Source organism: Massilia arenae, assembly GCF_008014745.1.
GTDB lineage: Bacteria > Pseudomonadota > Gammaproteobacteria > Burkholderiales > Burkholderiaceae_D > Telluria > Telluria arenae.
Genome location: NZ_VPFD01000023.1, coordinates 1 through 21,265, shown reverse-complemented (window position 1 = coordinate 21,265; position 21,265 = coordinate 1). Strand labels below are relative to the sequence as shown.

At 67.0% G+C, this 21,265-nt stretch carries 27 protein-coding genes and 1 pseudogene; 1 reads left to right on the top strand and 27 read right to left on the bottom strand.

Features of this window, described 5'->3' with window-relative positions:
- Window positions 1–5 precede the first annotated feature (5 nt).
- The 11 genes from flgL to flgB form a co-directional block, all read right to left on the bottom strand.
- Entirely contained in the window at window positions 6–917 is a 912-nt protein-coding gene (gene flgL / locus FVD38_RS19200) for a flagellar hook-associated protein FlgL (protein WP_147936307.1), read from the bottom strand.
- A 10-nt stretch (window positions 918–927) separates the two neighbouring features.
- The gene (gene flgK / locus FVD38_RS19195) at window positions 928–2,328 is read right to left on the bottom strand and encodes a flagellar hook-associated protein FlgK (protein ID WP_147936306.1); all 1,401 of its coding nucleotides are present in this window, start codon (window positions 2,326–2,328) and stop codon (window positions 928–930) included.
- Window positions 2,329–2,440: 112 nt separating this feature from the next.
- Entirely contained in the window at window positions 2,441–2,797 is a 357-nt protein-coding gene (locus FVD38_RS19190) for a rod-binding protein (protein WP_147936305.1), read from the bottom strand.
- Entirely contained in the window at window positions 2,797–3,906 is a 1,110-nt protein-coding gene (locus FVD38_RS19185) for a flagellar basal body P-ring protein FlgI (RefSeq protein ID WP_147936304.1), read from the bottom strand. The genes FVD38_RS19190 and FVD38_RS19185 overlap by 1 nt, the downstream gene beginning before the upstream one ends.
- Window positions 3,907–3,914: 8 nt before the next feature.
- Window positions 3,915–4,568: a flagellar basal body L-ring protein FlgH gene (gene flgH / locus FVD38_RS19180; protein WP_147936303.1), complete on the bottom strand. Its 654-nt coding sequence runs from the start codon at window positions 4,566–4,568 to the stop codon at window positions 3,915–3,917.
- Window positions 4,568–5,353 (bottom strand): flagellar basal-body rod protein FlgG, encoded by a 786-nt coding sequence (gene flgG, locus FVD38_RS19175; RefSeq protein ID WP_187271649.1) that lies wholly within the window; start codon window positions 5,351–5,353, stop codon window positions 4,568–4,570. Before flgG ends, flgH begins: the two co-directional genes overlap by 1 nt.
- 29 nt (window positions 5,354–5,382) lie before the next feature.
- A complete protein-coding gene (locus tag FVD38_RS19170) occupies window positions 5,383–6,108 on the bottom strand; it encodes a flagellar basal body rod protein FlgF (protein ID WP_147936302.1) in 726 nt (241 codons plus the stop codon).
- A 7-nt stretch (window positions 6,109–6,115) separates the two neighbouring features.
- Complete coding sequence (locus FVD38_RS19165) at window positions 6,116–7,312, bottom strand: flagellar hook protein FlgE (protein WP_147936301.1); 1,197 nt, start codon at window positions 7,310–7,312, stop codon at window positions 6,116–6,118.
- Window positions 7,313–7,326: 14 nt separating this feature from the next.
- Window positions 7,327–8,010 (bottom strand): flagellar hook capping FlgD N-terminal domain-containing protein, encoded by a 684-nt coding sequence (locus tag FVD38_RS19160; protein ID WP_147936300.1) that lies wholly within the window; start codon window positions 8,008–8,010, stop codon window positions 7,327–7,329.
- 2 nt (window positions 8,011–8,012) lie between these two features.
- The gene (gene flgC, locus FVD38_RS19155) at window positions 8,013–8,417 is read right to left on the bottom strand and encodes a flagellar basal body rod protein FlgC (protein ID WP_147936299.1); all 405 of its coding nucleotides are present in this window, start codon (window positions 8,415–8,417) and stop codon (window positions 8,013–8,015) included.
- Window positions 8,418–8,427: 10 nt separating this feature from the next.
- Entirely contained in the window at window positions 8,428–8,787 is a 360-nt protein-coding gene (flgB, locus tag FVD38_RS19150) for a flagellar basal body rod protein FlgB (protein WP_147936298.1), read from the bottom strand.
- A gap of 113 nt (window positions 8,788–8,900) precedes the next feature.
- Between flgB and flgA the strand changes: the two genes are divergently transcribed.
- Window positions 8,901–9,563 (top strand): flagellar basal body P-ring formation chaperone FlgA, encoded by a 663-nt coding sequence (gene flgA, locus FVD38_RS19145; protein WP_229493834.1) that lies wholly within the window; start codon window positions 8,901–8,903, stop codon window positions 9,561–9,563.
- Window positions 9,564–9,567: 4 nt separating this feature from the next.
- Here flgA and flgJ read toward each other — a convergent pair whose 3' ends face one another.
- From flgJ to FVD38_RS19065, 16 genes and pseudogenes are all read right to left on the bottom strand, one after another.
- Window positions 9,568–10,335, bottom strand: a complete 768-nt coding sequence (gene flgJ, locus FVD38_RS19140; protein ID WP_147936296.1) for a flagellar assembly peptidoglycan hydrolase FlgJ — start codon at window positions 10,333–10,335, stop codon at window positions 9,568–9,570.
- Window positions 10,322–10,750, bottom strand: a complete 429-nt coding sequence (gene flgN, locus FVD38_RS19135) for a flagellar export chaperone FlgN (RefSeq protein ID WP_147936295.1) — start codon at window positions 10,748–10,750, stop codon at window positions 10,322–10,324. The genes flgJ and flgN overlap by 14 nt, the downstream gene beginning before the upstream one ends.
- Window positions 10,750–11,013, bottom strand: a complete 264-nt coding sequence (gene flgM / locus FVD38_RS19130; protein WP_229493843.1) for a flagellar biosynthesis anti-sigma factor FlgM — start codon at window positions 11,011–11,013, stop codon at window positions 10,750–10,752. The genes flgN and flgM overlap by 1 nt, the downstream gene beginning before the upstream one ends.
- A 29-nt stretch (window positions 11,014–11,042) precedes the next feature.
- On the bottom strand, window positions 11,043–11,990 hold the full coding sequence (locus FVD38_RS19125) for a flagellar motor protein MotB (RefSeq protein WP_147936293.1): 948 nt from the start codon (window positions 11,988–11,990) through the stop codon (window positions 11,043–11,045).
- Window positions 11,991–11,993: 3 nt separating this feature from the next.
- Window positions 11,994–12,905, bottom strand: a complete 912-nt coding sequence (gene motA, locus FVD38_RS19120) for a flagellar motor stator protein MotA (protein WP_147936292.1) — start codon at window positions 12,903–12,905, stop codon at window positions 11,994–11,996.
- Window positions 12,906–12,942: 37 nt separating this feature from the next.
- Window positions 12,943–13,683, bottom strand: a complete 741-nt coding sequence (locus FVD38_RS19115; protein ID WP_147936345.1) for a FliA/WhiG family RNA polymerase sigma factor — start codon at window positions 13,681–13,683, stop codon at window positions 12,943–12,945.
- Window positions 13,684–13,714: 31 nt separating this feature from the next.
- Window positions 13,715–14,164, bottom strand: coding sequence for a flagellar basal body-associated FliL family protein (locus FVD38_RS19110; RefSeq protein WP_147936291.1), 450 nt, complete (start codon window positions 14,162–14,164; stop codon window positions 13,715–13,717).
- A 3-nt stretch (window positions 14,165–14,167) separates the two neighbouring features.
- A complete protein-coding gene (locus FVD38_RS19105) occupies window positions 14,168–15,385 on the bottom strand; it encodes a flagellar hook-length control protein FliK (RefSeq protein WP_187271648.1) in 1,218 nt (405 codons plus the stop codon).
- An 8-nt stretch (window positions 15,386–15,393) separates the two neighbouring features.
- Window positions 15,394–15,711 carry a hypothetical protein gene (locus FVD38_RS19100; RefSeq protein ID WP_147936289.1) on the bottom strand — a complete coding sequence of 106 codons (318 nt, stop codon included), beginning with the start codon at window positions 15,709–15,711 and terminating at the stop codon, window positions 15,394–15,396.
- A complete protein-coding gene (gene fliS / locus FVD38_RS19095; RefSeq protein ID WP_147936288.1) occupies window positions 15,704–16,093 on the bottom strand; it encodes a flagellar export chaperone FliS in 390 nt (129 codons plus the stop codon). The genes FVD38_RS19100 and fliS overlap by 8 nt, the downstream gene beginning before the upstream one ends.
- An 11-nt stretch (window positions 16,094–16,104) precedes the next feature.
- Entirely contained in the window at window positions 16,105–17,526 is a 1,422-nt protein-coding gene (gene fliD, locus FVD38_RS19090; RefSeq protein WP_147936287.1) for a flagellar filament capping protein FliD, read from the bottom strand.
- A 27-nt stretch (window positions 17,527–17,553) separates the two neighbouring features.
- Window positions 17,554–18,000, bottom strand: coding sequence for a flagellar FliJ family protein (locus tag FVD38_RS19085; protein ID WP_147936286.1), 447 nt, complete (start codon window positions 17,998–18,000; stop codon window positions 17,554–17,556).
- A 10-nt stretch (window positions 18,001–18,010) separates the two neighbouring features.
- The gene (gene fliI / locus FVD38_RS19080; protein WP_147936285.1) at window positions 18,011–19,327 is read right to left on the bottom strand and encodes a flagellar protein export ATPase FliI; all 1,317 of its coding nucleotides are present in this window, start codon (window positions 19,325–19,327) and stop codon (window positions 18,011–18,013) included.
- Window positions 19,324–19,998 carry a flagellar assembly protein FliH gene (gene fliH, locus FVD38_RS19075; protein ID WP_147936284.1) on the bottom strand — a complete coding sequence of 225 codons (675 nt, stop codon included), beginning with the start codon at window positions 19,996–19,998 and terminating at the stop codon, window positions 19,324–19,326. The genes fliI and fliH overlap by 4 nt, the downstream gene beginning before the upstream one ends.
- Window positions 19,995–21,020 carry a FliG C-terminal domain-containing protein gene (locus tag FVD38_RS19070; RefSeq protein WP_147936283.1) on the bottom strand — a complete coding sequence of 342 codons (1,026 nt, stop codon included), beginning with the start codon at window positions 21,018–21,020 and terminating at the stop codon, window positions 19,995–19,997. The genes fliH and FVD38_RS19070 overlap by 4 nt, the downstream gene beginning before the upstream one ends.
- Window positions 21,004–21,265: pseudogene (locus FVD38_RS19065) on the bottom strand (flagellar basal-body MS-ring/collar protein FliF); the annotation flags it as partial. The gene FVD38_RS19070 and the pseudogene FVD38_RS19065, both read right to left, overlap by 17 nt.

Here is a 21,265-nt window from a genome sequence, read left to right as displayed (position 1 = left end):
GGGTTTCAAATCGCATTGAACAGCGACAGGTTGCCGATCTTCGCGTACGCCTTGTAAGTCGCCTGCAGGGCGCTAGAATAACCGTTGAGCTCAGTGGCGGCCAGACCCACGTCGAGCTGCCCTATGTCGGTGATCGCCATCTTGTTCGAGAGGCTGATATTGGCGTGATTGGCGTCCAGCGTCTTCATGATGTTCTGGCGCCCCCCCAGGTTGGCGACCTTGTCCGAGACGAGGGCCTGGGCGGCGTCGAAACTGTCCAGGTTGGCCTTCAGGATGGCGCGCACCGCGGGGTCGTTGGCCGACACGCCTGGCACCGACAGCACGCGAATGCTCTCGTCGAGCTGGTTCAGCAGCTTTTCCAATCCAGCCAGGTTCTCATTGGCAGGCTGGGTCAGCCCGCTGCCGATCACCACTTCTTGGGTCGCAGTATTGCCCACGAACTTGTAACGTTCGCCGGGATCGCCGACAGGATCGAAGACCATCGGTGCGGTCTTGGTCAGGGTGCCGGAGAACAGGTGGTTGCCTTCCTGGTCAATCGTATTGGCGGTGTAGAACAGACTGTCGCGCAGCGAAGTGAGCGGGGTCACCATGGCCTTGAGGTCGTCTGGCGCATTGCTGCCATCCGACGCCCAGACCAGCAAGTCGCGGCCCGGCAACATTTCATTTACCATATTGCTCAGATAGCCCTCCGACTTCGTCAGACGCAACTTGAGCGAGGCGATATTGTCGCGGTATTGCTGGACTGTGGACTCTTCGCGCGCCAGGCGCGACAGGCGCACGCTGTCGACCGGGTCGTCTGACGGCAACAGGATGCGCTTGTTGGTTGCCAGCTGTTGCATGATGTAGCTGACCCGCTCCTGGTTCACCTGGAGCGACTGGTTCATCGTCGACTGATATTGGGACGAGGCGATACGCATATTTTTCTCCTTAGCCCATCATTGCCAGGGTGGCGTCGAACAGCGAGTTGGCAATCGAGATCACCTGCATGTTCGCCTGGTACATGCGCTGGAATTCGACCAGCTTGACCGCTTCCTCGTCCTCGTTGACGCCGCTGGTCGACTGCCAGTCGTTGATCGACTGCAGGCGCACGGTGTCTGTGGTCTTCAGGGCAGCCTTGTTGAGTTTGCTGTCCACGGCCAGTTTGCCCAGCAGTTGGGTGTCGGCGTCGCTCAGCAGCACGGCGCCGATGTTCGTCAGGGTGATCGGCTTCGTCTTGAGCGCGGCCAGCGCCTGCAGGTTACCGGTGTCGCCCGGCGTGCCGTCGCTCGAGAAGGCCAGGTCCTCAGCCTTGAAGCCGGCGACCGTCTTGAGCATGCTCGCGCCGTCACCCAGTGGGTAGACGAACAGCGGCTTGCCCGGCGCCCAAGGCGTGCCGGGAAGGGTTGGATGCGGCTCGCCGGTGAAGCCGGTCGCCAGCTGGCTGTTGACGCGCGTGGCGATTTCCTCGGCCAGGTCAGCGACATCCTCTTGCAGCGGCAGCAGGGTGGTCTGCTCGAACTGCGTCAGGCCGCCGAGCTGGCCGCCCATCTTGCTGGGATCGAGTACGAAGGTGGAATTGGCGAAAGTGATCGAGAACGCCTGCGGCGAATCGGCGGTCGCAGCCGCCTTGAGTTTGCCGCTCATGCTGCCGATCACCAGCGCCTGACCGCTCTTGAGCGACACGTCGCGGCTGCCGTCCGGATTGTTGGAGACTTCCAGTGCCATCTTGCTCGATAGCTCATCGATGGCCTGGTCGCGCGCATCGATCAGGCTCGATGCCGACACGCCGCCAGCCTGGGTCTCGATGATCTGCTTGTTCAGGGTCGCGATCGCGGCGATATCGCTATTGGCGCTGTCGACCAGCGCGCCGCGCTGCTGGCGCACCGAGGTCAGCTGCGAATTGAATACGTTGTTCAGGCCGTTGAAGCGCTCGCCCATCAGGCTGGCAGCAGTCAGCACTTGCTGGCGCAGCGGGGTCGAACCCGGGTCGCCCGCCACGGCATTGATGGCCTTGAAGAAGTCGTCGATGCCGGCCGACAGGCTGGCCGACGAGTCGCCCATCACGCTCTCCAACTGGGTCAGGTAGGGCTGCGATTGCGAGTACAGACCCTGTTCCGAATTGGCGCGCCACATGGCCTGGGTCTTGTAGTTGTCCGAGAAGCGCAGCAGTGAGGTCACCTGGACCCCGTTGCCGGCCGAGCGGCCGCTGGCATCCGGTCCCACCGCCATCAGGAGCGCCGACTGGCGGGTATAGCCCTTGGTTTGCAAGTTGGCGATATTGTGGCTGCTGGCTGACAGGGCAAGCTGGGCAGCAAGGGCGCCGGAGAGGGCATTATTGATGATCGTCATGGTGGGAATTCGTCCTTGGACAGGCTCGACCTGCGTTAACCTAGTAGGGCGACCGATTATTGCAGTTTATTAAGTTTTTTATGTAACCGGATTGTCCTGGCTCCGGCAGCGCTCAGCGCTTGCCGGTAATAGCGCCAGGCACCAGCTGGCGCAGGATGGCGTCGGCGATGCCAAAGGCGCGCTGGCCGGCCATATTGCCGGCCACCAGGTCGTCGGCCATGTCCTGCATGTCCTGGTTGACGCGGTTGTTGAACACGCTGTCCTCGCTGGCCATCTCGCGGGTCGAGGCGCGCATCGTGCGCAGCATGTGGCTGATGAAGAAGCGCTCGAACTCGACCGCTGCCTGGGTGGCTTTCGCCACATAGGCCGGGTCGTGTTCCGGCTGCCCCGCGGCGGGGGCGACCGGGCCGTCAATGGCGGCGCCTTGCAGGCCCACCGGCAGGCCGTTGTGGATATCGTCGATGCGCATCAGATCACCACCAGTTCGCCTTCGATCGCGCCGGCCTGGTCCAGGGCCTGCAGGATCGCCATGATGTCGTCGGGCGAGGCGCCCAGGCTGTTGACGGTATCGATGATGGTTTGCAGGCGCGCGCCCGGCGGCCAGCGGAACATCTGGCCCGAGCCCTGGTCGACCGACAGCTTCGACTCCGGCGTGACCGCGGTCTGGCCGCGCCCGAACGGGGCAGGCTGGCTGACGCGCGAGCTTTCCGAGATGATCACCTTGAGCGAACCATGGGTCACGGCGGCCGCCTTCACGCGCAGGCCGTCGGCGATGACGACGGTGCCGGTGCGCGAATTGAACACGACCTTCGGCACTTCGATCCCGGCTTCCACGCTCATGGCGCTCAGGCTGGCCACGAAGGCCACGCGCTCGGTTGGATTTTCGGGTGCGATGACTTCGACGCTGGTGCCGTCGAGGGTGGTGGCGATCGGGCCGTAGCGCTTGTTGATCGCGTTGACCACGTTGGTGGCGGTCTCGAAATGCGGTTGGCGCAGGCGCAGCATCACTTGCGGGCGGGTTGCGAAGTCGGTCGCGATCTCGCGCTCGATCAGGGCGCCATTCGGCACCCGGCCGGCGGTCGGGGTATTGACGGTGACCGAGGAGCCGCTGCGGCCGGTGGCGTTCAGGCCGCCGACCACCACATTGCCCTGGGCCAGGGCGTAGATTTCGTTGTCGGCCGCACGCAGTTGCGTCAGCAGCAGGGTGCCGCCGCGCAGGCTCTTGGCGTCGCCCAGCGACGAGACCGTGACGTCGATGGCCTGGCCGCGGCGGTAGCCGGGCGGGAAGGTGGCCGAGACCATGACGGCGGCCACGTTCTTGTTCTTGGCGTCCTGGCCTTCCGGCAGGCGCACGCCGAACTGCTTGAGCATATTGACGACCGACTGGCTGGCGAACTTGACCTGGGTCGAGTCGCCCGAGCCGTTCAGGCCGACCACCAGGCCATAGCCGACCAGTGGGTTTTCGCGCACGCCTTCGACGCTGACCAGGTTGCGCAGGGCTTGCGCGGCCTGCACGGGCAGGGCGGCGCAGCCGAGCAGGGCGGCGAGCATGAATGGAGCAATGCGGCGCAGTTTCATGGTTGTCCTCAGAACGGCATCAGGGGGCTGTTGAAGAAGCGCGTCAGCCAGCCCGGCTGGTTGGCGTCGGCCAGCGCGCCGCGCGCCGAATAGGCGATGCGGGCATTGGCCACGCGCAGCGACGACACGCGGTTGTCGGCGTCGACATCGGCCGCGCGCACGAAGCCCTTCAGGCGCACGAATTCCTCGCCCTGGTTCAGCATCAGGTTCTTTTCGCCGGCCACGCGCAACAGGCCGTTGGGCAGCACTTCCTGCACGATCACGGTCAGCGAGCCGGACAGGGCGTTCTGCTGGGTGCTGGTGGCGTCGCCCTGGAAATCGCGGTCGGCGCTGATATCGATCGCGGCCTTGTCGTAGACCTTGCCCAGCGCCGCGAGAGGGGAAATACCGATCGACGAGCCCTTGGAAATGCTGGTGCCGGCGCGCTTGCTGGCCTGGGTGGTCTCTTGCAGGATCACGGTGACGGCGTCGCCCACGCGGTAGGCGCGGCTGTCCGAGGTCAGCGAGACGGTGTCGGCGGTAAACACGCCGCCCGAGACGCCGCCGCGCGTCATGCGCTGCAGCGGCATGTGGTCGTCGTCGTCGTCGCGCATGGCGACCTGCGCCGGCGAGGCGCAGCCGGCCAGCAGCAGGACGCACAGCAGGGCGGCGGGCAGTTTCATCAGCGCGCCGCCTGCGACAGGTATTGCAGCATATTGTCGGCCGCCGACAGCACCTTGGTGTTCATCTCGTAGGTGCGCTGGGCGGCGATCATGTCGACCATTTCTTCGACCACCTGCACGTTCGAGCCTTCCAGCATACCCTGCTTGAGCTGGCCGAAAGCGTCGTCGCCCGGACGGCCTTCGTTGGGCGCGCCGCTGGCGGCGGTTTCCTGGAACAGGTTGTCGCCCAGGGCCAGCAGGCCCGTCGGGTTGATGAAGCCGGTCAGGTTGATCTGGCCGACCTCTTGCGGATTCGGCTGGTTGGCGAAGGTCACCGAGACCACGCCGTTTTCGCCGATGGTCACGCGCTGCGCGGTTTGCGGAATCGTGATCTGCGGCACGATGGCCAGGCCCTGGGCATTGGTCAGGGTGCCGTTCGGATCGACCTTCAGCTGCCCGGCGCGGGTGTAGGCCGGTTCGCCGTTCGGACGCAGCACCTGCAGGAAGCCGGCGCCCGAGATGGCGACGTCGAGCGGCTGGCTGGTGGTCTGCAGGCTGCCGTCGGTGAAGGCCTTCTGGGTGCCGACCACGCGCACGCCGTTGCCGAGCTGGACGCCGCCGTTGACGGTGTTGTCCGCGTTCTGGGCGCCCGGCTGGGCGTCGACCTGGTAGAACAGATCTTCGAACACGACGCGGTCGCGCTTGAAGCCGACGGTGTTGACGTTGGCCAGGTTATTGGCGATCGCCTGCAGCTTGGCGTCTTGCGCCTGCACGCCGGTCTTGCTGATCCACATTGCTGGATTCATGGTTGCTCCCTAGTTGAGTGTGCCGACGCTTATGCGCCGAGGAGCCGGTTGCCCGACTCGTTCATGCTGTCGCTGGCCTTGAACATCTTCATCTGCATCTCGAAGCTGCGGTTCAGGCTCATCACGGCAACCATTTCTTCCACCGCCGAGACATTGCTGCCTTCCAGCGCGCGGCCGCGCACGGTGACGTTCGGATCGGCCGCCAGCGGTTCGCCGTCGCGCGGCACGATCAGGCCGGCCTCGTTCTTGGCCAGCTGCCCGCCTTCGGCACTGACCAGGCGCAGGCGGTCGATGATCTGGGTGATGGTGCCGCCTTCGGGCATGATCGAGATCGTGCCGTCCTTGGCGATGTCGACTGCGGTGTGCGGCGGCAGCACGATCGGCCCGCCTTCGCCCAGCAGCGGCCGCCCCGCCACCGACAGCGCGCCGTTGGCGTCGATGGCGATCGCGCCGGCGCGGGTATAGGCTTCGCCTTCGTTCCACTCCACCGCCAGGTAGCCGTTGCCGTTGACGGCGACGTCCAGCGCGCGGCCGGTGTCGCGCACCGTGCCGTTGCGGGTCGAGACGGCATCGGCCTCGGTGCGCGACAGGTGCACGTCGTCGTAGCCGTAGCCGGCCAGCGCCTGTACCGACGCCAGTTCGATATTGGCGCGAAAGCCCGGGGTATCGGCATTGGCCAGGTTGTTGGCGCGCACCTGCTGCGCTTGCAGGGTGCGCTGGGCGCCGCTGACGGCGGTGAAGATGAACTTGTCCATATGCCGCTTACAGCGCCTGCATCAGCGACTGCATCATCTGGTTCTCGGCGGTGATCACCTTCGAGTTGGCCTGGTAGTTGCGCTGCGAGGTCATCAGGCCGACCAGTTCCGAGGTGATGTCCACGTTCGAGCCTTCCAGCGAACCCTTGGACAGCTTGCCGGCCAGGCCGGTGCCCGGGGTGGTGTACAGCGGCGCGCCCGAGTTGGCGTTGGCGACCCAGGTGGTGTCGCTGGTCGGCACCAGGCTGCCTTCGTCGGGGAAGGTGGCGATCGCCACGGTGCCCACGACCTGCTGCTGCTCGTTGCTGTACTTCGCGACGATCGAGCCGTTCTCGGCCAGTTCCACGCCGACGAAGGTGCCCGAAGCATAGCCGTCGGCGCGGTTGGTGGTGGTGGTGGCTTCGCCGGCGAACTTGGTGGTGTTGGAGTAGTCGATATTGATGGCAAGGGCAGCCGCGCCCGGCGCCGTGATGGGGATATTCGGGCTGGTCATGCCGGTGCTGATCTGGCCATTGAGGTCAAAACCCAGCGGGTGCGCGGCACCAGTCGCGCCGCCGTCGACGCTGTAGTAGACGTTGACGGTTGGTAGGGCAGGAGGCGCGCCCAGAGGAGCCTTGACGAAGTATTGCGAAATTGTGTGCTGGTTGCCGAGCGAGTCATAGGCGACCGATTGCTTGACCATATTGTAGGTATTGGCATCGGCCATATCGAAGGCGCCAGCCGGCGTCTGCCAGTCATCCGACATATTGCCGGTGTAGGCTACGCGGGTGCTGGCCTGGGCCGGAATCTGGCCAGTCGGGATAGCGATGTCGCCCATGGTGCCCATGACGCCGTTCTGGGTCGGGCCATAACCCTGCACGCGCTTGCCGGTGGCATCGACCAGGAAGCCGTCGGCATTGGTGTTGAAGATGCCGACCCGCGAGTACGAGACCACGCCCTGGGCGTCGCGACTGGTGAAGAAGCCGCGGCCGAGGATGGCGGCGTCGAGGCCGCGGCCGGTGGTCTGCAGGCTGCCGTTCTGGCCGATGTTCTGGGTCAGCGAGCCGACCTGCACGCCATTGGCCTGCTCACCCGCATACACCGACGAGAAGTTGGCGCGGCTGCTCTTGAAGCCGTAGGTGCCGGCGTTGGCGATATTGTTCGACAGGGTGTTCAGCTGCTCGTTGATGGCCTGGATGCCCGACAGGGCGATATTGAAGCTCATGGGGAATCCTTTGTTTAGTTGGTGAACGCCAGGTCGGCGGATTTGTCTTTACCGTGGAAGCCCGTGATCCAGCCCGGCTCGACTTCGCCGACGCCGGCCACATGCATCAGGATGCCGCCGCTCGAATCGAGGCGCACATTGTTCAGGCGGCCCTTGATCTCGACCGCCGGCGCGGTCTCGTCCGAGGACTTGGCGGCGATGCTGTACTTGCCGGGAGGCAGGCCGAGCTTGACCGGATCGATCGTGAATTCCTGGCCGCCGATGCCGTGCGGCGGCAGTTCGATCGTGGTCTCCTTGCCTGCGATGTCCTTCAGCACGACATGGGTGAGGGTGCTGGCGCCTTCCAGCTGCACGCTGCCGGTGATCGGCGTATCGTCCAGTTGCACGCTCTTGGTCTCGACCGAGACCAGGCTGCCGACCTGGCCGCCCATCGTCAGCACCTGCAGGCTTTGCAGCATGGCGGCGCTGGCGGCGGTGGTCTGGGTCATGTTTTCCAGCGCCTCGGTCTGCGACAGCTGCGACAGCTGGTTCACGAAGGTGGCCGGATCGGATGGCGCCAGCGGATCCTGGTTGCGGATCTGGGCCACCAGCAGCTTGGTGAACATGTCCTTGTTCTCGCTCATCGGCACGCCGGCCGGACGGTCGCTGGTATTGCTGTAATTGCTGTTGAAGCCGAAGCCATTGGTGGATGTAACCATGATCAGCTTTCTCCCATGCGGATCAGGGACTGCTGCATCGACTTGATGCGGCCCATGACCTCGACGTTCGTTTCAAAGGCGCGCGAGGCGGCCATCATATCGGCCATTTCGGCCACTTCATTCACGTTGGCGTAATACACCATGCCGTCGGCGTCGGCCAAAGGATTATCAGGCTCGTGCATGCGGCGCAGCGGCTCGCTCGATTGCACCACGTCCAGCACCTGCACCTTGGCCACGCCTTCGCCGTCGAGCATGGCCGCAAACACGGGCTTCCTTGCGCGGTAGGCCTCGGCTTCCGTGGTGGCCGAGGCATTTGCATTGGCCAGGTTGCTGGCGATCGTGTTCATGCGCACGGTCTGGGCCGCCATGGCCGAGCCGGCGATCAGGGAAATGTCTTTGAAACCCATTCAGCGCTCCTTATTGGCCAGTGATGGCTTTGTTCAGGCCGCGCAGCTTCATATTGATGAAGGTCAGGCTGGTCTGGAAATCGGAGGCGTTCTGCGAGAACGCCGCCTGCTCGACGCCGATCTCGACGGTATTGCCGTCGGCGCTCGGGTGAAACGGTACGCGGTACAGGGGGCCATCCTCGGACAGGGTCGGGGCGCCATCCTCGGCATCCATCCGAGCCTGCATCACGCTGGCGAAATCCATGTCGCGCGCGGTGTAGCCCGGCGTGCTCTCGTTGGCGATGTTCGCGGCCAGCACACGGGTGCGTTCGGCGCGCAGTTGTAGCGCGTCGGCGCTGACGCCGAGGGCTTCCTTGAAATTAATCGACATGGCGATTCTCCGGTGGACTGCAGTGAGTTTGGTTAGAATGGGTCTTTTCGCCTGACCCGTATTGTCCAATGATTGCTTTCCGTAAGGCAACTCTTAGTATTGTAACCTGTCTGTTGTGCGCCACAGCATCGTCGGCGCAAACTCTTTCCGTACAGATAGAAGACGCCGCGCGCGCGCAGCTCGAGCGGGGCGCCGACGCGATCGGGCTGGGCGATCCGCAGTTCGACCTGACGGTGGCCAGCAGCCGGCCGGCGCCGGTATGCAAGGGCGAGGCCAGCATCGAGGCGATCGATACGCGCCAGCCGGCGCGCATGCGTTTCGTCGCGCGCTGCCCGGACGGCAAGGGCTGGCGCCATGACTTCGTGGTGCGCGCGCGGGTCTCGGCGCTCGTGGCGGTGACGGCGGCCCCGGTGGCGGCCAACCGCGAACTTTCCGAAGCCGACGTCGCGCTCGAGCGGCGCGACATCACCAATGTGCGCGACCCGATCGGCATGCTCGATGAAGCCGTGGGCCAGTCAAGCCGGCGCAGCCTGCGCGCGGGCGAGGTCTTGCGCGCCAGCCAGCTGGTGGCGCCAATCGTCGTCAAGCGCGGCGACGCAGTGGTCATGACGGCGCGCCAGGACGGCATCGAGGTCAGCATGGCGGGCGAGGCGCTCGACGCCGGCGCGCGCGGCGCCGTGGTGCGGGTCAAGAACAACGCCAGCGGGCAGGTCGTGCGCATGCGGGTGCTGGACGCCGGCGCCGTGCAGCCGCTCGACATGCCGCTGGGCGAATAAGCCTTCACTCGCCGGTCCCCTGCAGGCTGCCCGCGATGCGGGCCAGCTTGGCCGCGTAGCCGGGATCGGTCGCATAGCCGCCGCGCGCCAGGCCCTGGGCGAAGGCCTGGGCGTCGTTGCCGGTATTCAGGGCGGCGCGGTAGCGCGGATTGTCGGTCAGTACGCGGGCGTAGTCCTGGAAGGCGCTGGCCGCGTCCGGGTAGGCGCGGAACCGTTCGCGCGTCTTGAGCGCCGCGCCATTGATGTATTCGGTGGTGGTCGAGTCGCCGGTCGCGCCTTGCCAGCTGGCGCCGGCCTTGATCCCGAACAGGTTGTGGCTGCTCGCGCCGTCGGCGGTGCGCAGCGGACGCTGGCCCCAGCCCGATTCGAGCGCCGCATGGGCCTGGACCAGCTCGGGCGCCACGCCCAGGCGATCGGCGGCCTGGCGCGCCCAGGGCGCGATGCTATCCAAAAAGGCCTGTTGCTCGGGCGTGTTGGCCGCCGCGCCGCCGCTGGCGGCGGCGCCGTCCACCTGCTCGTCTTCTCCCATGATCAAGCCGCGTGCGCGCAGGCGCACCAGCGCGCCTTCGGCCGAGAGGCTGCTGGCAGCGCCGCCATCGGCGTCGCCATGCTGGATGTAGGCAGTCACTTCGCCCTGCAGCTCGTTGAACACGCGCCCGAAGCTGCCATCGCCGCCGAGGCCGGCGGTCGGGCGGGTGGAGGCGGTAGCGGCGGTAGCGGCGGTGGCCGCGGTCGGCGCCGTGGCAGCGATCGAAAAATCAGCGTGGCGCATAGACTTCGTCCTCGCCGTGCAGCACGCGCTGCATGACCGAATACTGCTCTGCCAGCAACTGGCTGTTGCGGGTGGTCGCTTCCTTGCAGGCGCGCACGATGGTTTCCAGCTCGGTCCAGGCGGCGTCGAAGGTTGCGCGCGCCGCCGTGTCCAGGCTGGCGCTGTAGTGCGCCATCGTGGCATCCGGGCCCAGCAGGGCGCGCACCAGTTGCAGGCGCTGCTGGCGGCGCGCTTCCATGCTTTCCAGCAGGGGCGCCAGGCCATCGGCCAGCGCGGTCAGCTCGGCGCTGCGGTGGCGCACCGCGGCTTCGAACTGTTTCTCCAGCAGCGTATGGATGGTGGTGGCTTCGCCCAGGTCGCGCTGGACGCCTTCGAGCAGTAGCGTATTGGCCTGCTGGCGGGTCAGGGTAGCCATCAGCGACCTCCGTGGAATTTCTGGATCAGGCCGGCCAGGCGGCCCGGATCGAACGGCAGTTCGCCGCGCGCCAGCGCATCGCGCAGCTCGGCCACGCGGGCGGCGTCGAAGTCGGGCATTGCGCGCAAGGCGTCGGCGGCCGGTTTCAGGACCTCGGATTGCAGGGCGGCGGCCGGGGCGGCCGGCGCTTCGGCCTGGACCGGCGCCGGCGCGGCCTGGGCGCCGATGGTGACGGTGGAGACGGGCGAGCCGGTGATTTTCATGCGGTTACCTCGGGATTTTGCTTGGATCGTCATGGCGTTTTCGGCAGCTGGCCGCGCAGTTCTTCCAGTGCCGTCGCATCCGGCATGGTGACCGTCGCGCCGCTGCCCAGCGCCGTGCCCTGGCCGCTCGGAGCGCCGAACATATTCGCCACCGCGCGCGACTGGGCGCTGGTCAGGATCAGGAGTTCGATGCGGCGGTTCATGCCGTCGAGCGGCTCTTCCGGGTGCAGCGGGCCGCGGTCGGCCATGCCGACCACCTGGAGTATGGTCGTGCTCTGCATGCCGCCGGTAAGCAGTTGCGCGCGCGCGGCCAGCGCGCGGTCGGTCGACAGCGCCCAGTTCGAGTAGCCGCCGGTATCGGGACCGGCGTAGCGGCTGGAATCGGTATGGCCGATGATCAGCATCTGGTTGCGCATCTGGGCGAACAGCGGCCCCATCTTCTGCAGCAGGCGCGCGAAGCGACCGGTGGGCAGCGCGCTGCCGCGCATGAACATGCCCTGCTTGTCGGTGTCGTGCAGCATCACGCGCAAGCCGTAGGGCGTGACCACGGTCGCCAGGTTCGAGGCCAGTCCGGCGCTCACCGACAGCTCGGTCAGGGCCTTCGACAGGGCCGCCAGGTCGGACGGCGTCTCGTAGGCGGTGCGCGGTGCGCTCGGGCTGCCCGGATTGCTGGTGCCGGCATTGCCGGTGCGCGGCACTTCGAAGCGTTCGATCAGACTGCCGCTCGGCTCGCTGGCGATGGCCGGCTTCTGGCCCTGGCCCTCGAGCATGCCGCTGTCGGTGGCGTCCTGCACGATCGCCTTCAGGTTCTGCTGCTCGCGCGCGGCGATCAGCCACAGCACCAGGAACAGGGCCATCAGCGCCAGGCAGAAGTCGGCGAACGCGACCTTCCAGGCCCCGCCGTGCTCGTCGTGCTGGTGCTTGCCGCCGCCGCGCTTGACGATGGTCGATTCGTGCTTGTCGTTGGTCTTCGACACGTGTTACCCCGTCATGCGGTCGCCGCCGCGGCGCCGCTTGTTCTGCGATTCGTCCTCGCCGCCCATGGCGTTGATCCACTGTTCGAGCTGGGCAAAGCTGGGCTTGGTGTTCAGTTGGATCAGGCGCCGTCCGGCGTCGATCGCCAGCAGGGCGGGCTTGCCGGCCACGTGGGTGCACAGCACGACCTTCACCGTTTCCATGGTCGAGGCGTCCGAGTTGACCGTCTGCTTCATCAGGTTGGCCAGCGGCTCCAGCACGCCGTAGCAGAAGAAGATGCCGATGAAGGTGCCGACCATGGCCGCGCCCACCTTCTCGGCGATCTCGCCCGAATCGGCGCCGCCCGAGACCGAGAACATGGCCATCACGATGCCCAGCACCGCGGCCAGGATGCCGAAGCCCGGCATCGCCTCGGCGATCTTCTGCAGCGACTTCGAGGGCTGGGTCAGCTCTTCGTGGATGGCTTCCAGTTCCTGCTCCAGCACGCCTTCGAGTTCATGGGCGTTGATCTTGCCCATGGCCATCAGGCGGAAGTTGTCGACGATGAAGGCCAGCAGCTTCGGCTCTTCCAGGATCAGCGGATAGCGCTGGAACAGCGGGCTTTCGGCGGGCGCCTCGACGTGGGCGTCGAGCGCTTTCAGGCCGCCGGCGGCGGTCTGCAGCAGTTCGTACATCAAGAGCAGCAGCTGGCGCTGGAATTCCGAGTCGTGCTTCTTGCGCGCCGCCACCTTCTTGAGCTGGTGGCCCATCTCGGCCAGCACGTGGCGCGGATTGCCGAGCACCAGGGCGCCGAAGGCGGCGCCGCCGATGATCAGGATCTCGATCGGGTGGAAGATCGCGGAGAAGGTTCCGCCCATCATCGTGAATCCGCCGAAGACGGCGCCGAGCACGATGGCGATTCCGAGTAGTTGCTGCATGACGTAAGGCCTTTCTGGCTTTTCTCTGTTATTCGGTTCAGTCGCGCTGCAGCGCGGCCTTCATCTTGGCCAGCGCACTCTTGTTGAGCTGGCAGACGCGGGCGTCGGACAGGTCGAGCACGGCGGCGATTTCCTTGTAGCTCAGTTCGAACTCGTAGATCATCTGGATCACGCGCTGCTCCTTCTCGTTGAGGGCGGACAGCGCCTGCTCCAGGCTGCGCCGCACCATGAACTGTTCTTCGGGACCGGGGGTATGGTGGGCTTCGGCGACCGCGTCCTGCAAGACTTCGTCGAAGCTCAGCATTTCCTCGGCGCTGTCGTCGAGCAGATACTGTTGATATTCTTCCGGGCTCAAGCCGAGCGCCTCTGCCGCTTCCTTCTCGTTCGGCTCGCGGCCCAGGCTGCGGGTCAGCGCGCGCAGGGCGTCGCGCTGGCGGTGGCTGTCCTGGCGCACGGCGCGCGGGCGCCAGTCCTGGCGCCGCAGCTCGTCCAGGATGGCGCCGCGCACGCGCAGCGCCGCATAGCTGGAAAACCCGGTATCGGGCTGGCCGTAGCGGCGCAGCGCCTCGAGCAGGCCCATCAGCCCGATCTGTTCCATGTCCTCGCGCCCCAGCGCTCCCGAGACCTGGCTGCCGAGCTGGCGCGCGATGCGCTTGACCAGCGGCGCATAGGCCAGCAGGTGGCGCCCCTCTTCCTGGGCGCTCATGCCGGCGGCGGCCTGCGCCTCGCCATACTCGGCAAATGCGGCGCCGGCGCCAGCGTCGAGGTAGTCGGTCATATAGGCCACGTGGTCACCAGGGGTGTGCGCGTCACTCGATGATCAGTTTGCCGACCATGACTTCGGAAAACGGCTTGACGTGGTTTTCCTTTTCATAGTTGGCGTTGAATACCTTGTTCAGCTCGTCCGCGTACTGGTCGACCGTCATGGCGGACGCTTCGGCCAGGGTGCGCGAAGACAGCGCCGACACGGCGATGCTGCGCAGCAGCGGCAACTGCTCCTTTGCTTCCTTTTCTTCGGCCGGGGTGGTGGCCAGCACCAGGTCGACCGACAGGTAGTGCGCGGCCTGCTCGTTCGGCGCGCGGCGCAGCATGACGATCACCTTGTCCAGGGTGACGTACTTGGTCGGTTTCTTTTCCGGCGCCGGCCTGGCGACGGCGCCGTTGGCCGGGGCCGGCTTCATGTACCACATGGCGCCGCCCGCGGCGGCGGCCGCCGCTACAGCGACGCCGGCAAATGCAATGATCAGTTTTGCTTTCATGGTCTAGTCGCGGTCATTCATCGAAAACAGGGAACCGGCGTCGCCGGCATCGTTCAGGGCCAGGCCGGGCGTGCGCTGGCGCTGTTCTTCTTGCTCTTGCTGGCGGCCGCGGCCCTGGGCGTCGGCGCCCGGCTGGCCGGACGGCTGGTTGCCGGCCTGGGCGCTCGCCTGGGCGCGCGGGGCCTCGCTCACATTGACCGAGACATTGCTGTACTGGCGTCCGGCCAGGTCGTTGCGCAGGCTGTCGCTGACCGTGTTCAGCTGGCGCAGCACCTCGGTATTGGTGGCGGCGATATGTACTTCGAGGTTGCCGCCGCTGTGGCGTACCGAGATGTCGATCCGGCCCAGCATGGGCGGCTCGAGGCGGATGGTCGCCTGCTCGACGCCGCGCCCGACTTGCAGCTGGAGCCGCTCGCCCAGCGCTTCGTGCAGGGTCTGGCGCCAGGCGGTCGGCGGACCGGCCAGCACCGCGCTGGCGGCGCCGCGCGCGGCGGCCGGCTGGCCGGGAGCGACGCCGGCGGCGCCGATGGTGGGCGCGCTGTCGGAGCTGTCCAGCGGCGCGCCATCCACGGCCGCGCTCGTGGCCGTGTTTGCGGCTGCGTCTGCGGCTGTGTTTGCGCCCGGCGTCGCAGCTGCGGCCGGGGCCGAGGCCGGCGTTACCGGCAGCGGCTGGGCCGCGGCATCCACGCGCGGGACGGCCGCCGCCACCGGCAGCGGCAGGACGGGAACGTCAGGCGCGGCGCTGGTCGCGGCGACCGGCTGGCCCTCGGGCGCCGCGGCCGCATCCGTCACGGCGGCCAGCGCGGCTGGCGCAGCGCCGTCGTTGGCGGCGCCCGGCTTGGCGCCCGACATCGCCAGCATCATGGCCGGCAGCGCGGCCGGCGAGGCCTGCGGCGTCATCGCGGCCAGCACGGCATCGATCGCCACCGCCTGTTCCGCGGCCAGGGTCTCGTCCGCCTGTTCGTCCTCCAGCGGTTCCGGGCTGGACTCGGGCGCGGCGCCGTCGACCGGCGCGGCGGCATCGAGCTGCGGCAACGCGCCATCGGCGCCGATCCAGTGCTGGAACGGCAGCACCGGGAGCGCCGGCCGGAGGAGGGCGGGGCCGGCGCCCGGAAGGACCACGCCTTCGGGAACTTGGGCTGAATCGGCCGGCGCGCCATTGGCGGTGACCTTGGCGGAAGCATTGCCGACGGCGATGATGGCATTCATCGCGCTATTCATGGAGAAATTCATCGTGTGGTGCTACCTGATTCGAGTTCGCCCGCGAGGGCATAGGCCATCCAGCCTTCCTTGTTGTCGCGCATCTCGCCCATCTGCGCTTCCAGCTGTGCGCTAGCCGAGGCGGCCGCGCTCGCGGCTCCGTCGTGGGCCGCGCGCAGGCCGGCCAGGGCAGCGCGCTCGCGCGCGCCCCAGGCGCCGCGTTCGGCCAGCGTCCGTACCTGCGGGCCGAGCTCACGCACGGCGCGCTCCAGCAGGTCCCAGTCGGCACATGCCGCTGCATCCCGCAGTCGCGCGGCCAGGCGCTCGATGGCAACACTCCTATCCATTGCGTTCCTGAACACCTTTCCATCCCTGGCGGATGGTGGTCAGCACCTGAATCACCTCGTCGACCATGCTTGGATCGAGCTTGATGCCGGCGCCGTTCAACCGGGTCGCGCAAAAATCGTAGATGCGCGCCAGGTTGGCCACAGTCTCGCCGCCGCTCTCGAAGTCGAGCGAACTCGACAGCCCATTGATGATCTCGAGGCATTTGTCGATGCCGGCGGCCTTCTGTTCGTAGCGTCGTGCCTCGATGTGGGCGCGGACGCGCGCCAGTTCGTCGAGCAGCCCGTCGGTGAGCAGCAGCACCAGCTCGACCGGCGAGGCGCGCGCGGTTTGTGCGTCCAGGTTGACGGCGTGGTAGCTGCCGTAGGCTTCTTGGTAGGACATGGCGGTTCTCTTCAGTCTTTGTCGTTGCCGAACAGGGCGTCGAACAGTGATACGTTGCTGTTCATGATGTTCTGCATGTTTTGCAGTTGGGTGAATTGCCCCAGATAGCGTTGATAGGCGGCGTCGAATTGCTGGTCGATCAGCGCTTCGCGTTCGCCGAGTTTGGACTGCAGGTCCTGGGTCGCGGACTTGCGCTTGCCGATCTGGCCATTTGCGGAATCGCTCCAGACCTTGAGGTATTTGTCGAGCTCGCTCGCGATGCCGCTGGCGCCGGCGGCCGAGGTGCTGCCTATGAGCTTGTCCAGTCCGTTGGGAGAAGTCGCGAGCTGGCTCAGCAGGCGGTCGCTGTTCAGCTCGAGAGTGCCATCCTTGGCGGCGACAATGCCGAACGAAGCAAGGCTGGCGCCCCCGACCGGGCGCACCAGGTTGACCAGCCGGTCCTGCAGGGCGCGCACGCCGCCGTCATTGGCAAACACGCCTGCGGCGGCGCCGCTTGCAGGGTTCCCCGAATAGGTCAGCTTCGCCAGGCTGGTGGTGAGCTTGTTGTAGGCGTCGACAAATGCACGGACATTGGCCGTGGTCGCGGTATCGTTCGGCCCGACCGTGATCGTGACCGGCGCGTCTCCCGCAGCTTGCGCTTTGACAAACGTCATCGTCACGCCGTCGATATTGGTAAACGTGTTGCTGGCCTGCTGAATCGACGTACTGTCCGCAGCGCCCCCGGCGCCAATCTGGATGATCGCGTCCTGCGCCCGTACCAGCCTACGCATCGATCCGTTGGCAGTGACCAGGCTGGAGGCCGGAGGGGGGGCATCGGGGTCGCCGGCGGCAACCGTGACGCCGGCCGTGTCGAGCGAGATTTCGGTGTTGGCGCCGGTTCCTTTCGCTGTAAGCACGAGTTCGGACGTTGCGCCAGTGGTGATGATCGAAGCGGTAAGCCTGGATGCATTGTCTGGAGCGGCATTGATCGCCGCGGCGAGCTCGCGCGTGCTCAGGATGCCGTCATTGTCGGTATCGGCCTTTTTCAGATCGACTGCGAACGATTCGGTGCCCATCTTGACGATGAGCTCGCCGCCAACGCCACGGTCGTCCGTCAGGCCGGAAAACGCCACCTGACTGGAGGTGGCGAGCTGCTGCACGAAGAAGCTGTAGGTGCCGGCCGTCGCGTTCGCCTTGGCGGTGCCGGAACCGATTGCGGTGTCGCTGAAGGTGGCGGTCTGGGTGTACAAAGCCTTGCCCGTCCCGGTCAGTGCCGCCAGGCTGGTCTGGAACGACGAAATCGCCGATCCGAGGTCGGTCAGGCTACGCTCGGTCGCTGCGGCGATCCGGGTCTGGGACGCCAGCTGTTCGCGCCGCGCGCCAACGTATTTTTCCGCCAGCGCTGTTGCCGTGGTAATCGGATCGTAGGTAGGTGCGGTAATCACTGATGCCATGTTGTTCTCCCGGTTCTCATTCAGCGGTCAAGCCGCCCGTCCCGCCATCCACGATTGGGTGGCAATATCGTCTTCGCGCTTCCTGGTGGCGCGTTCCTGTTCCGCCGCGTGCGCATCCTGCTCGCGCACCAGCACCTTGCCCAGCAGCTCGCGCCGCACCCAGGCATCCTTCAGGCGGCCCTGCGCCACCGCCATATTCGCTTCGTGCAGCGACAGGTCGACCCGGTGGCTGTCGGCCAGCGCCAGCACGCCCTGCTTGTAGGCGCCGCAATTCAAGGCCAGCGCCGGATTCAGCGCCAGCTTGGCGCCCGACGCCCCGCTGCCTTCGGCCAGCAGGGCCAGGCGCTCGAGGTTGACCTGGTAGCGCACCCGGGTCGCTTCCTGACCGGCCAGGTCGGCCTGCAGGCGGTCGACCTGGACCCCGCGCAGCTGCACCAGGGTGTCGAGGCTGCGGATGGTGTTCTGTCGTTTCATGGTGCGGTCCTCATGCCATCATCGCGGTCAGGGAGGCGATGCAGTCGCCCATCGGGGCTTCTTCGCGCGTGCCCTGGCACAGGAAGGCTTCGATCTGCGGCTGCAGCTGCACCGCGCGGTCGGTCTCGGGATCGGCGCCCGGCACATAGGCGCCGAGCGGGATCAGGTCGCGCACGCGCGCATGGCGCGCCAGCGCGGCTTTCAGCTTGCGCGCGGCCAGCGCGTGTTCCTGCGGCACCACCTGGGCCATGCAGCGCGAGATCGACTGGGCGACGTCGATCGCCGGGTAGTGGCCGCGCTCGGCCAGCTCGCGGGTCAGCACGATGTGGCCGTCGAGGATCGCGCGCGCCGAATCGACCACCGGATCCTGCTGGTCGTCGCCCTCGGCCAGCACCGTGTAAATGGCGCTCATGCTGCCTTGCGGGTGCTCGCCATTGCCGGCCGACTCCACCAGCTGCGGCAGGTTGGAAAACACCGACGGCGGATAGCCGCGCGTGGCCGGCGGCTCGCCCAGCGACAGCGCGACTTCGCGCAGCGCCATCGCGTAGCGGGTCAGCGAATCGCACAGCAGCAGCACGTTCAGGCCGCGGTCGCGGAAGTGGGCGGCGACCGCATGGCACATCTCGGTCGCCATCACGCGCATCAGCGGGCTTTCGTCGGCCGGCGCCACCACCAGCACGGCGCGTTTCAGGCCATCGGGGCCGAGCGAGCGCTCGACAAATTCGCGCACCTCGCGGTTACGCTCGCCGATCAGGCCGACCACGATCACGTCGGCCACGGTCTGGCGCGTGATCAGGCCCAGCAGCACCGACTTGCCGACCCCGGAGCCGGCCATCAGGCCGACGCGCTGGCCCTTGCCGATGGTGAGCATGGCATTGATGGCGCGCACGCCGACGTCGAGCGGTTCCTCGACCGGCGCCTTCCTCAGGGGATTGACGCGCGGCGGGGTGGTCGACAGCGGCTGGTCGCCGCCAAGGCGGCCCAGGCCATCGATCGGCTCGCCCAGGCCATTGACCATGCGGCCCAGCCAGGACGGACCGATCATCAGGTCGCTCTTGTCGGGCGTGGGCAGCACGCGCGCACCGGTGGCCAGGCCGGCCGCCTTCTTGAACGGCATCAGGTACGACACCTTGTCGCGAAAGCCCACCACCTGGGCGTCGAGCCATTCGCCGTCGACGGTCTCGATGCGGCAGCGCTGGCCGGTGTGCAGGCGGCAGCCTACGGACTCCAGCAGGAGTCCCTGGGCGCCCACCAGGCGTCCGGTCGGCGTCGCCACCGGCACCGCGCCGATGTCGACCGCACGCAAGCTGTCGGCCAGGGCCATCATGCCGTCGGCTCCTCCGTCATGAGCTGGTCGTGGACCTGCTCCATCACCGCCGCCAGGCGGCCCTGGCAGCCGGCGTCGACTTCATTGTCGCCCGCACGCACGCGGCATTCGCCCGGCTCCAGGGCAGGGTCGGGCAGCAGGGTCCAGGTGCGCGCGCGCTTGGGATCGAGTTCCTGCACGCGGCGCAGTTCCTCGGGGTTGAGGAAGACCTCGACTTCGTCGCGCGAAGGCGGCATCACGGCCAGCGCTTCTTCCACCAGGGCCAGCAGCTGCACCGGCTGCAGCGCCAGTTCGGCGCGGATCACCTGGCGCGCGATCTTGCCGACCAGTTCGACGACTTCGTTGCGCTGGGCTGCGCGCAGGTCGGCCTTCAGCTGGCTCAGGCCCTCGAGCATGGCCTCGACCGGGCGCGCCAGTTCGTCGAAGCGCGCCAGCGCCGCGGCGCGGCCTTCTTCCATCCCGCGCTCGCGGCCCTCGGCCTCGCCGCGCGGATAGCCTTCGGCGCGGCCCTGGTCGAGGCCGGCCTCATAGCCCTCGCGCTGGCCTTGGCGGTAGCCGTCGGCCAGCGCGCTCTGCCATTCTTCCTGCGAGCCCGTGCCGTTCGAGCCAGCCGGGCGCGCCGCGCTGAACTGGTGCAGCGGCGGGAAGTGATAGGACCTGAACTGCTTCATTCCGCGGTCGCCTCGGCAAACAGCTGGATGTCGATCTCGCCGGCGTCGGCCAGTTCCTTGACGGTGGCCATGATCTCGCGGCGGGTCTGCTCGATGCGCGACATCGGGACCGGGCCCGAACGGCGCATCAGGTCTTCGAAGCTCTGGGCCTGGCGGCGCGGCATCGCGGCCAGGATGGCGTCGCGCAGCGGCGCCTCGGCGCCCTTGAGCGCGATCGCCCACTGTTCCAGCGGCACGTCGTCGAGCAGGCGCGTGATGACCTGTTCGGTCTGGCGCGACAGGATGAAGAAGTCGTACATCGACATCTCGATCTGCGTGACCACCTCGGGATCGTGGGCGCGCAGCAGTTCGACCATGCCGGCGCGGTTGTCCTGCAGGCGGTTGAGGATGTCGGCGACCTGGCGCACGCCTTCCACGCTGGCGCTTTGGGTATCCAGCGCGGCCAGGCAGCGATTGACCAGTTCTTCGAGTTCGTGCAGCACGTCGCGGTCGATCTCGTCGAGACGCGCCATGTTCAGCAATACCAATTCGCGACCCTCGACCGGCAGCGCCTCCAGGATCTGGGAGGCCAGCGCCGGCGGCAGGAAGGCCAGGAACACGGCCTGCATCTGCACGTGCTCGCTCGAGACGAATTCGGCCAGCCAGCGCGGCGAGGCGTACTGCAGGCGCGCCATCATCGGGCGGATCGCATCGCCATAGATCGTGTTGAGCACGCTATTGGCGATGTCGCTGCCCAGCGCCAGGTCGAGCGAGCGCTTGAGGTAGCTGCGCGAGGCGCCGTGCAGGCCGCTCTGCTGGCGGTAGTCGTCGAAGAAGGACTGGAGCGCCGACTTGACGGCGTCGACCTTGATGCCGCTCATGCGCGACATGACCTGGGTCAGTTCCATCAATTCGTCGCGCTCGAGGCAGCGCAGCACGGCGGCCGCCTGTTCCTCGCCGATCGACAGCAACACGATCGCGGCCTGTTCGACCGGCGTCAGGACGACGGCGTCGTCGTCCTCAAAATTATTCTGGTCGGCCATGTTTTTTCTGTACCCATTGTTTGACGACTTCGGCAACGCGCTCGGGCTCCTTGCCGGCCAGGACTTTCAGGTGATCGACCATGACGTCCACCGCCGAACCGCTCGGGGGCAGGTCGTAGTTCTCCAGCAGCGGGACCACGGCGCCCGGACGGGCCGGAGCGGCCACGCCGTCCGGCGCGCCGAGGGCGGCCACGCCGCCAGGCAGGGCGTCGCCGTCGGTCGCGCCCGCAGCCGCGCCCGGGCCG

Coding starts and splice junctions, on each gene's coding strand:
- flgL (WP_147936307.1), bottom strand. CDS start 917: ATGCGTATCGCCTCGTCCCAATATCAGTCGACGATGAACCAGTCGCTC.
- flgK (WP_147936306.1), bottom strand. CDS start 2,328: ATGACGATCATCAATAATGCCCTCTCCGGCGCCCTTGCTGCCCAGCTT.
- FVD38_RS19190 (WP_147936305.1), bottom strand. CDS start 2,797: ATGCGCATCGACGATATCCACAACGGCCTGCCGGTGGGCCTGCAAGGC.
- FVD38_RS19185 (WP_147936304.1), bottom strand. CDS start 3,906: ATGAAACTGCGCCGCATTGCTCCATTCATGCTCGCCGCCCTGCTCGGC.
- flgH (WP_147936303.1), bottom strand. CDS start 4,568: ATGAAACTGCCCGCCGCCCTGCTGTGCGTCCTGCTGCTGGCCGGCTGC.
- flgG (WP_187271649.1), bottom strand. CDS start 5,353: ATGAATCCAGCAATGTGGATCAGCAAGACCGGCGTGCAGGCGCAAGAC.
- FVD38_RS19170 (WP_147936302.1), bottom strand. CDS start 6,108: ATGGACAAGTTCATCTTCACCGCCGTCAGCGGCGCCCAGCGCACCCTG.
- FVD38_RS19165 (WP_147936301.1), bottom strand. CDS start 7,312: ATGAGCTTCAATATCGCCCTGTCGGGCATCCAGGCCATCAACGAGCAG.
- FVD38_RS19160 (WP_147936300.1), bottom strand. CDS start 8,010: ATGGTTACATCCACCAATGGCTTCGGCTTCAACAGCAATTACAGCAAT.
- flgC (WP_147936299.1), bottom strand. CDS start 8,417: ATGGGTTTCAAAGACATTTCCCTGATCGCCGGCTCGGCCATGGCGGCC.
- flgB (WP_147936298.1), bottom strand. CDS start 8,787: ATGTCGATTAATTTCAAGGAAGCCCTCGGCGTCAGCGCCGACGCGCTA.
- flgJ (WP_147936296.1), bottom strand. CDS start 10,335: ATGCGCCACGCTGATTTTTCGATCGCTGCCACGGCGCCGACCGCGGCC.
- flgN (WP_147936295.1), bottom strand. CDS start 10,750: ATGGCTACCCTGACCCGCCAGCAGGCCAATACGCTACTGCTCGAAGGC.
- flgM (WP_229493843.1), bottom strand. CDS start 11,013: ATGAAAATCACCGGCTCGCCCGTCTCCACCGTCACCATCGGCGCCCAG.
- motA (WP_147936292.1), bottom strand. CDS start 12,905: ATGCAGCAACTACTCGGAATCGCCATCGTGCTCGGCGCCGTCTTCGGC.
- FVD38_RS19115 (WP_147936345.1), bottom strand. CDS start 13,683: ATGACCGACTACCTCGACGCTGGCGCCGGCGCCGCATTTGCCGAGTAT.
- FVD38_RS19110 (WP_147936291.1), bottom strand. CDS start 14,164: ATGAAAGCAAAACTGATCATTGCATTTGCCGGCGTCGCTGTAGCGGCG.
- FVD38_RS19105 (WP_187271648.1), bottom strand. CDS start 15,385: ATGAATAGCGCGATGAATGCCATCATCGCCGTCGGCAATGCTTCCGCC.
- FVD38_RS19100 (WP_147936289.1), bottom strand. CDS start 15,711: ATGGATAGGAGTGTTGCCATCGAGCGCCTGGCCGCGCGACTGCGGGAT.
- fliS (WP_147936288.1), bottom strand. CDS start 16,093: ATGTCCTACCAAGAAGCCTACGGCAGCTACCACGCCGTCAACCTGGAC.
- fliD (WP_147936287.1), bottom strand. CDS start 17,526: ATGGCATCAGTGATTACCGCACCTACCTACGATCCGATTACCACGGCA.
- FVD38_RS19085 (WP_147936286.1), bottom strand. CDS start 18,000: ATGAAACGACAGAACACCATCCGCAGCCTCGACACCCTGGTGCAGCTG.
- fliI (WP_147936285.1), bottom strand. CDS start 19,327: ATGATGGCCCTGGCCGACAGCTTGCGTGCGGTCGACATCGGCGCGGTG.
- fliH (WP_147936284.1), bottom strand. CDS start 19,998: ATGAAGCAGTTCAGGTCCTATCACTTCCCGCCGCTGCACCAGTTCAGC.
- FVD38_RS19070 (WP_147936283.1), bottom strand. CDS start 21,020: ATGGCCGACCAGAATAATTTTGAGGACGACGACGCCGTCGTCCTGACG.